This window comes from Megasphaera sp. ASD88 (genome assembly GCF_002287425.1).
GTDB lineage: Bacteria > Bacillota > Negativicutes > Veillonellales > Megasphaeraceae > Megasphaera > Megasphaera stantonii.
The window spans coordinates 88,253-100,504 of record NZ_NQXW01000003.1; the positions used below are offsets into that span (position 1 = coordinate 88,253).

Annotated in this window: 12 protein-coding genes; 11 read left to right on the forward strand and 1 reads right to left on the reverse strand. The window is 50.9% G+C overall.

What is annotated here, in order from left to right; translation table 11 throughout:
- The first annotated feature begins 2 nt into the window (after window positions 1-2).
- The 11 genes from CJ260_RS03365 to CJ260_RS03415 all read left to right on the forward strand — a co-directional run bounded on the left by CJ260_RS03365 (window position 3) and on the right by CJ260_RS03415 (window position 11,224).
- The gene (locus CJ260_RS03365) at window positions 3-467 is read left to right on the forward strand and encodes a DUF1934 domain-containing protein (protein ID WP_095629170.1); all 465 of its coding nucleotides are present in this window, start codon (window positions 3-5) and stop codon (window positions 465-467) included.
- A complete protein-coding gene (gene argS, locus CJ260_RS03370) occupies window positions 430-2,094 on the forward strand; it encodes an arginine--tRNA ligase (protein ID WP_095629171.1) in 1,665 nt (554 codons plus the stop codon). The genes CJ260_RS03365 and argS overlap by 38 nt, the downstream gene beginning before the upstream one ends.
- Before the next feature lie 83 nt (window positions 2,095-2,177).
- Window positions 2,178-3,785, forward strand: a complete 1,608-nt coding sequence (locus tag CJ260_RS03375; protein WP_095629172.1) for a CTP synthase — start codon at window positions 2,178-2,180, stop codon at window positions 3,783-3,785.
- Window positions 3,786-4,527: 742 nt separating this feature from the next.
- Window positions 4,528-5,871 carry an electron transport complex subunit RsxC gene (gene rsxC, locus CJ260_RS03380; RefSeq protein ID WP_095629173.1) on the forward strand — a complete coding sequence of 448 codons (1,344 nt, stop codon included), beginning with the start codon at window positions 4,528-4,530 and terminating at the stop codon, window positions 5,869-5,871.
- Between the two features lie 23 nt (window positions 5,872-5,894).
- A complete protein-coding gene (locus CJ260_RS03385; RefSeq protein ID WP_087476781.1) occupies window positions 5,895-6,929 on the forward strand; it encodes an RnfABCDGE type electron transport complex subunit D in 1,035 nt (344 codons plus the stop codon).
- 1 nt (window position 6,930) lies between these two features.
- Complete coding sequence (locus CJ260_RS03390) at window positions 6,931-7,530, forward strand: RnfABCDGE type electron transport complex subunit G (RefSeq protein WP_087476782.1); 600 nt, start codon at window positions 6,931-6,933, stop codon at window positions 7,528-7,530.
- On the forward strand, window positions 7,530-8,153 hold the full coding sequence (gene rsxE / locus CJ260_RS03395) for an electron transport complex subunit RsxE (RefSeq protein ID WP_087476783.1): 624 nt from the start codon (window positions 7,530-7,532) through the stop codon (window positions 8,151-8,153). Before CJ260_RS03390 ends, rsxE begins: the two co-directional genes overlap by 1 nt.
- Window positions 8,153-8,728, forward strand: coding sequence for an electron transport complex protein RnfA (locus CJ260_RS03400; protein ID WP_087476784.1), 576 nt, complete (start codon window positions 8,153-8,155; stop codon window positions 8,726-8,728). The genes rsxE and CJ260_RS03400 overlap by 1 nt, the downstream gene beginning before the upstream one ends.
- A 27-nt stretch (window positions 8,729-8,755) precedes the next feature.
- The gene (rnfB, locus tag CJ260_RS03405; RefSeq protein WP_087476785.1) at window positions 8,756-9,601 is read left to right on the forward strand and encodes an RnfABCDGE type electron transport complex subunit B; all 846 of its coding nucleotides are present in this window, start codon (window positions 8,756-8,758) and stop codon (window positions 9,599-9,601) included.
- A 118-nt stretch (window positions 9,602-9,719) separates the two neighbouring features.
- Window positions 9,720-10,664: an FAD:protein FMN transferase gene (locus tag CJ260_RS03410; protein WP_095629174.1), complete on the forward strand. Its 945-nt coding sequence runs from the start codon at window positions 9,720-9,722 to the stop codon at window positions 10,662-10,664.
- Between the two features lie 119 nt (window positions 10,665-10,783).
- The gene (locus tag CJ260_RS03415; RefSeq protein ID WP_087476787.1) at window positions 10,784-11,224 is read left to right on the forward strand and encodes an Lrp/AsnC family transcriptional regulator; all 441 of its coding nucleotides are present in this window, start codon (window positions 10,784-10,786) and stop codon (window positions 11,222-11,224) included.
- A 120-nt stretch (window positions 11,225-11,344) separates the two neighbouring features.
- On the opposite strand, the gene CJ260_RS03420 is transcribed toward CJ260_RS03415, so the two are convergent.
- Window positions 11,345-12,079: an ATP-binding protein gene (locus CJ260_RS03420; protein ID WP_095629175.1), complete on the reverse strand. Its 735-nt coding sequence runs from the start codon at window positions 12,077-12,079 to the stop codon at window positions 11,345-11,347.
- Window positions 12,080-12,252 lie beyond the last annotated feature (173 nt).

A 12,252-nucleotide genomic window follows, 5' to 3' on the forward strand; every position in this document is an offset into this window, starting at 1 on the left:
GCATGAAGCCCGTCATCGTAAAGGTAAAGAGCGTTCAGCGCAACGAAGAGGGAGAGGAGCTGGCTATCGAGCTCGTTTCCGAAGGCAAGGCGTATAAAAAAGAACGCACGCAGTACATCGTGTACGAAGAAAGCGAGCTGACCGATATGGAAGGCGTGACGACGGTTATCAAAGTCCTGCCGGACGGCGCGGTCATGCTGCTGCGTCTCGGAAAGGTGCACCAGCGTCAGGAATACCGCAAGGGAAAGGTTTCGCATTCTAAGTATGAAACGCCTATCGGCGCATTGAACGTCACATTCAGAACCTATGAGTGTGACGTTCAGCTATGCGAAGGCGTCGGCACGATTCATCTCGGCTACGATGTCGATTTGGAAGGCGTCGGTTCAAACTATACGCAATTAACGATTACTGTGCAGGAGGATAACTGTAATGGAAATGAAGGAATTATTGAAACAGGGCATTGCTGAAGCTCTGGACAAAGCGATTGCGGCAGGGACTCTTCCTGCCGGCGACTATCCGGCTATCAGCCTGGAAGTTCCGCCGCAGAAGGAATTCGGCGATTTTGCTACCAATATCGCCATGCAGTCGGCCCGCATTGCCCGCCGTGCGCCGAAGATGATCGCCGAAGCCATCGTCGCGCAGATGGACTATCCCTGGCTGGACCGGGCGGAAATCGCCGGCGCCGGATTCATTAATTTCTTTTTAAAGCACGACGTCATTTACGATACGCTGAAAAATATACTGGCTGCCGGCGCCGATTACGGCAAAGCGCCGCTGCGTGAAGAAGACACGATACAGGTCGAATATGTCAGCGCCAATCCGACAGGTCCCCTTCACGTCGGCCACGGCCGCGGCGCAGCGTACGGCAGCGCCCTCGTCAACTTGCTGCGCGCTGCCGGCTGCAACGTACAGGCAGAATATTATATCAACGACGCAGGCAATCAGATGAATAACCTGGCCGCCTCGGTCAACGCACGCTACTTGCAGCTGCTGGGACAGGAAGCAGATATTCCGGAAAACGGCTATCATGGCCACGACATCATCGATACGGCCCAGGCTATTATCGACCAGGACGGCGATGCTTATTTGAATATGCCCGAAGACGAACGGCTGGAACTGTTTAAAGACCGGGCTTATGTTGAAAAGCTGAAAGCCTTAAAGCGGGATTTGGCTGCCTTTAATGTTCATTTTGACAAGTGGTTCAGCGAACGGACCCTTCACCCCGATGCAATTCATGCGGCATGTGATGTGCTGAAGCAGCGCGGCAAGATGTATGAAAAAGACGGCGCGCTGTGGCTGAAGTCGACGGATTACGGCGACGATAAGGACCGCGTCGTCATTCGCGACAACGGCGTACCTACCTATTTGGCCGCCGATATCGCTTATCACAAGAATAAATACGACCGGGGCTTTGGCAGCCTCATCAATATCTGGGGGGCAGACCACCACGGCTACGTGGCCCGCGTCAAGGCGGCTATGGCGGCTCTCGGCTACGACCCGGAAAAGCTGGAAATACTGCTCCTGCAGATGGTCAGCTTATTCCGTGACGGCAAGCCGGTCAAGATGTCCAAGCGTACCGGTCAGGCAATTACGCTGAATGAGCTGATCGAAGAAGTCGGAGCCGACGCGGCCCGGTATTTCTTCATCATGCGTTCTCTCGACACGCAGCTCGATTTTGATTTGGATTTGGCAAAATCGCACAGCAACGAAAATCCCGTATATTACATCCAATACGCTCACGCCCGCATTTACAGCATTTACCGCCAGGTTCAGGAAGCCGGCGACGAGCTGGATATGAACTGGGCCGACGTGCAGTGGGCTAAACTGAAGGACGAACAGGAACTGGAGCTGATCAAGAAGATGGCGGCCTTCCCGGAAGAAATACAGCGGGCTGCCCGCGAACGGGCGCCGCACCGCATTGCTCACTTTGCTCACGAGCTGGCCGGCTTGTTCCATACGTTCTACAATCACTGCCGCATCATTCAGGAAGACAAGGAACTGGAAAAGGCGCGCCTGGCCCTGGTCACGGCCGTACGGATTACGATTGCCAACAGTTTGGCTATTTTAGGGGTTTCTGCGCCTGAAAAAATGTAATATAATAAAAATAAACATTACGTACTTTTCAAGCATATAGTTATTCAGTATTCATAGGAGCGCAAGCTCAGCAGGGAGGAATTATGGCTAAATACATATTTGTCACAGGCGGGGTTGTTTCTTCATTGGGAAAAGGCATTACGGCGGCGGCCTTGGGCCGGCTGCTGAAAAATCGCGGCTTCAAGGTTACGATTCAGAAATTTGACCCGTATATCAACGTCGACCCCGGTACGATGAGCCCATATCAGCATGGGGAAGTATTCGTCACAGACGACGGCACGGAAACAGATTTGGATTTAGGTCATTACGAACGCTTTATCGACATCAGCTTAGGCAAGAACTCCAACGTTACAACCGGCAAGATTTACTGGTCTGTCCTGCAGAAAGAACGGCGCGGCGATTATTTGGGCCATACCGTTCAGGTTATCCCTCATATTACCAATGAAATCAAGCAGCGCGTGTACCGCGTAGGCGACGACGACAACGCTGACGTCGTCATTACGGAAATCGGCGGCACCGTCGGCGATATTGAAAGCCTGCCCTTCCTGGAAGCTATCCGCCAGATTAAGAAGGAAGTCGGCCGCAACGACGTGCTGTACATTCACGTCACCCTCGTTCCGTATATCGGCGCTGCCGGCGAATTGAAGACCAAGCCGACCCAGCACAGCGTCAAGGAACTGCGCGGCATCGGCATTCAGCCGGACATCATCGTCTGCCGTACGGAACGTCCCTTGTCGGACGATATGAAGGAAAAGCTGGCCTTGTTCTGCGACATCGACAAGGAAGCCGTGATTGAAAACAAGACGCTGAACAGCATTTACGAAGTGCCGCTGCTCCTGGCGGAAGAAGGCATGGACCGCATCGTTTTGGAAAAACTGGACCTGCCGGACAAACCGTGCGACATGGAAGACTGGAAGCAGATGGTATACGATATTTACCACACGGAAAACGAATTGGACATCGCCCTCGTCGGCAAGTACGTCGCCCTTCACGACGCCTATTTGAGCGTCGCCGAAGCCCTGAACCACGCCGGCATCGCCTACAAGTCCAAGATCAATATCCATTGGATTGATTCGGAATCGCTGGAAGACCCGGCCGTTTCGATGGAAGACGTATTCCAGGGCATCGACGGCATCGTCGTTCCCGGCGGGTTCGGCAACCGCGGCATTGAAGGCAAAATCCGCGCCGTCCAGTATGCCCGCGAGCACAAGATTCCCTTCCTGGGCTTATGCCTCGGTATGCAGTGCGCCGTCATGGAATTTGCCCGCCACGTCGGCGGCCTCCAGGGCGCTACGTCCTCGGAATTCAATGAAGACGCGGCCTTCCCCGTCATCGATCTCATGCCGGATCAGGTCGATATTTCCGACAAAGGCGGTACGATGCGCTTGGGCGTATATCCCTGCAAGCTGAAAGAGGACACAAAGGCCTTCGATGTATACGGCGAGCACCTCATTTACGAACGCCATCGCCACCGCTGGGAATTCAACAATAAATACAGAACGGAGCTCAGCGAAGCTGGCCTGGTGATTTCGGGCACGTCGCCGGACGATCGCCTTGTCGAAATCGTTGAAATCAAGGATCATCCCTGGTTCGTCGGCTGCCAGTTCCATCCGGAATTCAAATCCCGTCCGACGAAGGCCCATCCCTTGTTCAAGGGCCTGATCAAGACGGCGTTGGATTTAAAGAAATAAAAATAAATTTTGACTTTGTAAAACAGAGGTTTTTCAGCGGAAAACCTCTGTTTTTTATATATGCTCCTGAAAAACAGAAAGATATATATGTGACAAGAAGAACACATCGTCATGGGAATTATTTTTAATAAGATGAAACGATAAAAGAATAATAAATATGATGAAATATCATGGATGCAAAATGTGCAATAATGCGTACCAATAGGGAAAAGACACTCCTTTGGTGCGAATTGTAAAAAACACGTAAACTTGCTGTTTTGAATATTTATTGAATTTTTTGCCCTTCTTTTGCCTCCGGCCAGAGAGGCTGTATATGCGAAAAATTCGCCAGAATCGCCGTCTTTGCTATAATTTTCACATTGAATATTAGAATATATGATGATATAATATAGGCGATTGAAAGTATGTCTCGGAAATGATGCGGACTTTCTTTCGATTTATTTTTTCTAAATCAGCCGGCTTATGCAGAATGAAAACGATGGGATAAACCGGCTGCAACGCATGCTTGTATCAACGGCCTTCACAGGCAGGTACGAAAGCGCGTGAAGGGAGCACCCTTGGATATGCGGCGTAGTGTCGTCGGAATCTGGCTGGCAGCACTGCAGCGGCAGCGGTCTGTACGGCAACGCAGTCGGCAGGAACAGGTCCGTGAAGGCTGCAGCGCAGCTGGTGCGCTGTATATCCGAAATAGTTGCTTCATGTTTTTATTATTTTTCATTATATATTAATGAGGTGATTTTTGATGTTGAATACCTTTAAAAGAGGTGGGGTTCATCCTGATGATGGCAAAATCTATGCTAAGGATAAAGCCATTGAAACCCCGGCAGTACCGGATCAAGTAGTCATCCCTATGAGCCAGCATTTTGGTGCTCCTTGTACTCCGACAGTCAAGGTTGGCGACCTGGTAAAAAAAGGCCAGGTTATTGGGACCAGCGATGCCTTCCTGCATGCTGACATCCACGCTTCTACGTCCGGTAAAGTCGTCAAGGTAGCTCCGATGCCGCATAATATGATGGTCAAATGCATGGCTGTCGTTATTGAGGCAGACGGCAAAGACGAATGGGTAGAAGGTCTTCCGGCAGAACACGACTGGAAGCAGCTCGATAGCAAGGAAATCGTTGAATTGATTAAAAAGGCCGGCGTAGTAGGCTGCGGCGGCGCTACGTTCCCTGCTCATGTAAAATTGACGCCGAACAAACCTGTCGACACCTTTATCGTAAACGGCGCCGAATGCGAACCGTATCTGACCTGCGACTACCGCGCCATGGTTGAAAAAGAAACGACGGAAAAACTCGTAACGGGCGTACAGATCTGCATGAAGGCTCTCGGCGTAAAACAGGGCTTCATCGGCATTGAAGACAACAAGCCGGAAGCGATTAAGAACATGACGGAAGCTTTCAAGGATATTCCCGAAGTTACAGTCGTAACCTGCAAGACGAAATACCCGCAGGGCGCTGAAAAAATGATGATCGAAGCCTGCACGGGCCGTCAGGTCGAACCGGGCGGATTGCCGATGAACGTCGGCTGCGTCGTAAGCAACGTCGGTACGGTCATTGCGATTGCCGACGCCGTATGCCACGAAATCCCCTTCATCGAACGCTTGACGACGGTTACGGGCGACTGCATCAAAGAACCGAAGAACCTGTCCCTGCGTATCGGTACGACCTTCCAGGAAGCTATCGATTACTGCGGCGGCTTTTCTCAGCAGCCGGACCGCATTATTGCCGGCGGCCCGATGATGGGTCTTGCCCAGTACCAGCTTGATGTTCCTATTACAAAAGGCGCTTCCGGTATCCTCGCCTTGTCTCCGGAAAAATGCCAGGTCGGCGAAGAAGAATCGTGCATCCGCTGCGGCCGCTGCGTCACCGCCTGTCCGATGGGTTTGGTTCCGAGCCAGCTGAGCATCTTCGCTTCTTGCCAGGCATGGGATAAGTGCATGGAATACGGTGTCATGAACTGCGTCGAATGCGGCAGCTGCGTATACACTTGCCCGGCAAAACGCAACATCGTCCAGTATATCCGCAATGCAAAAGCTCAGTGCAAAGCCATTCAGGCAGCCGCTCAGGCTAAGGCACAGAAAGCTTAAGATCTAATGGAAGAAGGGATATCATGAGTCCAGAAGCTAAAGGACAAACTATAGGAAAGGATGCTAAAGACATGCAGGAATTAAAACTTACTGTATCATCTTCGCCGCATGTTCGCTGTAACGAAACGGTCCCTAAAATTATGTGGAGCGTCGTTGCCGCCCTCGTGCCTGCCGCTGCGTTTGGCGTTTACTACTTTGGCGTCAATGCCCTCGTCAATATCGTAGTAGCCATTGTTTCCGCAGTTGTTTTCGAATTTTTATGGGAAAAAGGTATGCACAGAAAGGTAACCATTAAAGATGGTTCCGCTGTTATCACCGGCCTCTTGCTGGCTATGTGCTGCCCGCCGAGCCTTCCCTGGTGGATGAGCATCATCGGCTCCTTCCTGGCTATCGTCGTCTGCAAGCAGTCCATGGGCGGCCTTGGTCATAACCTCTTCAACCCGGCTCACGTCGGCCGTGCAGGCTTGATGGTTTCCTGGCCTGTCGCTATGACGACGTGGACGCAGCTCAACGGCACGGTCGTTGACGGCGTTGCCGGCGCTACGCCGCTGAACGTATTCAAGCACGGCGGCACGGACGCCCTGTTCCAGCTGTTCGGCACGAACGACTGGGGCACGATTTACCAGAGCCTGTTCATCGGTACGCGCAATGGTTCTTTGGGCGAAACCTCTACGGTTCTCCTGATCCTCGGCGGCTTGTACCTCATTTATAAGGGCTATGTCAACTGGCAGGTTCCTGTCGTCATGATCGCTACTGTCGGCGTTCTCATGTGCGTTGCTTACGGCCCCAACGTTGCGTTGTTCCAGATGATGGCCGGCGGCCTTATCATCGGCGCGTTCTTCATGGCAACGGATATGGTAACGGCTCCGATTACCTTGAAAGGCCAAATCATCTTCGCTTTAGGCGCAGGTCTTATTACCGTATTGATTCGTCTCTTCGGCGGTTATCCTGAAGGCGTTTGCTATTCCATCCTCCTGATGAATGCATTGACGCCGCTTATCGACCGCCTTGTAAAACCGACCGTCTTTGGTGAAGTTAAAACAAAGGGGGCAAAATAACATGACAGACAATCATGGAAACAGCATCATTAAGGTTGCATTGAATCTTATTCTGACCTGTTTAGTTTCGGGTTGCATCATCGGCGTCGTCTTCTTCATCACCGGCCCGATTGCAGCCGACAAAGCAGAACAGATGAAACAGGATTCCATGAAAGCCTTGGTTGCGGACGCTGATAAATTCGTTCCCGTACAGGGCGAAGCTGATACGTTTATCGCTGAAAAAGGCGGCAAAACTGTAGCTTACATCATTCCGACGGCTCCGAAAGGATACGGCGGCCCGATTAAAATGCTGACGGCTGTATCTGCCGACGGCACCGTTATCGATTACACCGTTCTTGCTGCAAACGAAACGCCGGGCCTTGGCGACAAAGGCGCGAAATCTCCGTTTAAAGATCAGTTCAAAGGCAAGAAAATCGACGGCCTGGAAGTAACGAAAGAACCGAATCAGCCGAATAAAATTCAGGCTTTGACCGGTGCTACGATTTCTTCCCGCGCTTTCTCTGCAGGCGTAAAAGAAGCGATTGAAAAAGCAGCTGCTTTGAGCGGCCAGAGCGCTTCTTCCCAGCCCGCTGCCGGCGCAACGAAGGGAGGCAATAAATAATGAGTCTTTGGAAAGTATTTAGCAGAGGCATTATTGAAGAAAACCCGTATTTCGTATTAGCCTTGAGCTTGTGCCCGGGCCTTGCCGTTACGACGAGCGTAGTAAACGGTTTGACCATGGGTTTGACAGTATGGTTTGTTATTACGTCCAACAACGTAGTCGTATCTATTATTCGTAAGACCATTAACAAAAAGGTCCGCGTACCTGTATACATTACCTGTATCGCTACGATCGTAACGTGCGTACAGCTGTTCCTTCAGGCGTTTGCTCCGGACTTGTACCAGGCCCTCGGCGTATACCTCGACTTGGTCGTCGTATTTGCTATCATCCTGGCACGCGCTGAATCGATTGCTTCGAAGAACGGCATCGTCGTTTCCTTCCTCGACGGCATGGGCATGGGCGTCGGCTTTACCATCGCTATGATCTGCATTTCCGTCGTTCGTGAACTCTTCGGCAACGGTACGCTGCTCGGCACTCCGATGTTCGGGCCGGAATACCAGCCTGCTCTGATTTTGGCTCTGCCGCCTGGAGCATTCATGCTCATCGGCTTCATGATGGCCGGCATTAAGATCTGGAATGAATCCCGCGAAAGAGCAAGACAACTGAAAGGGAGTGAAGGATAATGGGCGAATACTTTACGCTGTTTGTCGGCGCTGTATTGATCAATAACTTCGTATTGACGAAGTTCCTCGGCCTATGTATCTTCTTCGGCGTATCCAAAAACCTCAACGCTTCTGTAGGCATGGGCTTTGCCGTAACATCCGTCTTGACGATGAGTACGGTTCTCGCTTGGCTTTTGTACAACTATGTATTAGTTCCGTTTGATCTGACGTTCCTTCGTACGATTTCTTTCGTTATCTTGATCGCAAGCTTCGTACAGCTGTTGGAAATCGTCATTAAAAAGATGTCCCCGACGCTGTATAACATGTGGGGCATTTACCTCATGCTGATCGCTACGAACTGTATCGTATTGTCCGTACCGGTTATCAGCATTACCAGCAACTACGACTTCCTCGAAAACCTCGTATTTGCTATTGGTTCCGGCTTAGGCTTTGCGCTCGCCCTCGTCCTCATGGCCAGCGCCCGTGAAAAACTGGATTTCGCCGACGTACCCCATTCGCTCAAAGGCACTCCGATTGCCTTCATCGTTGCCGGTATGCTTTCGTTGGCCTTCCTTGGTTTCTCCGGTATGATTTAATTACGCAAAGGAGTTGGAATATTTATTATGAATTACACTGAGATTGCAATCATGGCAGTCGTTATTCTGACTTGCATCGGCGTAGTGTTCGGCTTTGTCCTTGCATTTGCAGATAAGAAGTTCGCCATGGAAGAAAATCCGCTTATCGGCGAAGTTGAAGAAGCATTGCCGAAAGGCCAGTGCGGCGCCTGCGGATTCCCTGGCTGCGCTAAATACGCAGAAGCTGTCGTTCTTGATCCCGATGTTCCGCCTAACCTTTGCGTTCCCGGTAAAGCTGAAGTTGCAGCTATCGTCGCCCAGCTGACCGGTAAGGTTGCCGAAGCTACGGAACCGAAATACGCTCACATCCGCTGCCGCGGCGGCAACGGCATCGCGAAATTGGCCTATGAATACAAAGGCGTTCATGACTGCGCTGCCGCTAAAATCGTACAGCAGGGTCCGAAATTCTGCAAATACGGCTGTCTCGGTTTCGGCAACTGCGTAAAGGCCTGCCCCTTCGGCGCTATGACCATGGGCGAAGACGGTCTTCCGAAGGTTAATAAGCAGCTGTGCACCGGCTGCGGTAAATGCGCCAGCATTTGTCCGAACCACGTCATTGAATTGCTGCCGATCAGCGCGAAGGTTTCCGTCAGCTGCTCGTCCAAGGAAATGGGTGCTGTAGCTCGTAAGGACTGCTCGGCTGCTTGTATCGGCTGCGGTCTGTGCGTGAAGAACTGCGCTCATGAAGGCGGCGTTAAGGTTGTCGACCATTTGGCTGTCGTCAATCCGGAAATCTGCCATAACTGCGAAGAAGCTACGTGCGTAGCAAAATGCCCGACGAAGGCGATTGCTTCCTTGCTGGCTGACGTAAAAGCAGAAGAAAAGATAGGTTAATATGATGAACTGGAAACGCAGGGCAAGATATATTCTTACCGCCGCTTTCCTGGTCGTGATGAGTTGCTCCGGATGCTCTCTGCATCCGGAGTCTTCTTATGATAGGAGCGGTATCGCCATGGATACGACCGTTTCTCTGCGGGCGACTGGGAAAGAAGCACAGGAAGCCGTAGATGAAAGCTTTGCCCGCATCGCGCGGCTGGACGCCCTGGCGAGCTCGCAAAATCCCGACAGCGACGTGAGCAAGATCAACGCTGCTGCCGGCTCCCATTACGTGCAGGTAGACCCGGCGGTATACGAGATGATTTCCTTTGCCAAAGGCTTTTCAGAACGGAGCAGCGGCGAGTGGGATATTACCGTCGGCATTATTACCAATCTCTGGCAGATCGGGACGGAACATCAGCACGTTCCGGAAGCGGGAGAGCTGGCCGAAGCGATGCAGCGCGTCAACTATAAGGATATCCTCCTTCGTCCGGAAGACCACAGCGTCATGCTGGCCAAGGCTGGTATGTCCATCGACCTGGGCGGCGTCGCCAAGGGCTATGCTGTCGATGAGGTCCGCAAGATTTACGAAGCCCATCATATTGAAAGCGGACTGATCAATATGGGCGCCAGCTCTATGTACGCCGTCGGCAAGACGAGCAAGGGCAAAGCCTGGAACATCGGCATGAAGCACCCTCGTTCGGATAAAGATGGTGAATACCTAGGCATCGTAAGCATAGAAAACCAGGCCTTGTCGACGTCTGGCGATTACGAACGGTACTTCATTCAGGATGGAAAGCGGTATCACCATATTTTTGATCCCGTCACGGGATATCCCGCCGATTCGGGCGTCATGAGCGACTCTATCGTCATCGACGGAGACGTAGAGCATGCGGGAATGCTCAGCGATATCTTGACGACGGTCGTCTTTGTGTTAGGCCCGCAGAAGGGACTGGCCTTTATCGACGGCATGGACGGCGTAGAATGCGAAATTACGGGAAACGATGGAACGATTTACATGACCGACGGGTTCCGCAGCCGTTTTTCCGACATGAACGCCGACTTTCGTATAGCTGAATAACTATCCCCTACATGTAAAATTTTAAGCGGAACGGAAGTATTTTCTTGAATAATATTTACTTTTTCTTCAAAATGTAAGATAATATAACTATAAATATTTGTAGAGGATGGTAACGACATATGGATCACATTGATGACAAAATTTTGACAATTTTGAAGCGAAACGGAAAAGCTTCTGCTACGGAAATCAGCAAAGTTGTCGGTTTGTCCATACCGGCTGTAGCAGAACGAATCAGAAAAATGGAACACGCCGGTATCATTGAAGGATATGGCGCAAAAATCAGCCGCCGTAAGACGGGATACAACGTCACGGCTTTTATTATGGTTAATATGGAACGGTCCGGCGACGTCGAAGAATTCCGGGAAAAGGTCGTTCAGTTCCCTCAGGTCTTGGAGTGCCATCACGTAGTGGGGGCCTTTGATTACCTCTTGAAAGTATTGGTAAAAACTCCTGACGATTTAGAAAAATTCCTTATGGAAGAGTTGAATGAAATCCCGACGGTTTCGTCGTCTCAGACTTTCATGTGCTTATCTACGCTGAAAGAAGAATGGAACGTATAAGGCGGTACGAAGTTTCTCTCCGGTACGAAGTTTCTCTCCATAAAAAAGAAGCTTATCCTATGAAAGGTAAGCTTCTTTTTTTACAATATGAAAAATGGGGAATCGTTTTAGGTCAGGACATTAATCTTCCTTGATATGGCCGTCGATCGTAATGGTCTTTACCTGCCAGGGAATAAATTTTCCGCTTTGCTGGAGTGCTTTTTTTGCAGCCATTTCCAAGCCGCCGCAGCAAGGAACCTCCATGCGGACAATGGTGACATCTTTGATATCATTTTGTTTGATGATTTCAGTCAATTTTTCGGAATAGTCAATGCTGTCCAGCTTAGGGCAGCCGACAATCGTAATTTTATTGCGAATGAAATCTTCATGGAACCGAGCGTAGGCATAGGCTGTGCAGTCCGCTGCGATGAGCAGATGGGCTCCGTCGAAATAGTCTGCTTTGACCGGCACGAGTTTGATTTGTACGGGCCATTGGCGCAGCTGCGATTGTGCGACTGCCGGCGTGTTGGGAAGTTCGGCTGCAGCCGTCTGAAGAGACATGGCTGCCTGTCCGGGGCAGCCGTGAGAAAGTACGCGGGACTGGCTGCCGGGACATCCGCCAGTATGTTTCAGACCATTGGCTTTCATATTAGCCTTTACGGCGGCTTCGTCATAGGGAGCGGCTTCGCGCTCTACAAAGGTAATGGCGTTCGTCGGGCAGTGGGGCAGGCAGTCGCCTAGTCCGTCACAGTAATCGTCGCGCATGAGGCGGGCTTTTCCGTCTACCATGGCGATGGCCCCTTCGTGGCAGGCTGCTGCGCAGGCACCGCAGCCATTGCATTTTTCTTCATCAATTTGAATAATTCTTCTAATCATAATGTATTCCTCCAGTGGTTTTATATACGTAAATAGCATGGGCATGTAGTGTGCTGCCTTATGGTGAAAGTATACTATACAGGGCAGGAAAAATCTGTTGTTTTTGCAACGAGGTGAATGAAATTGCAATATTTTTTACCAGTCATTCAACATTCTGAGTTGTTTGCTCACAT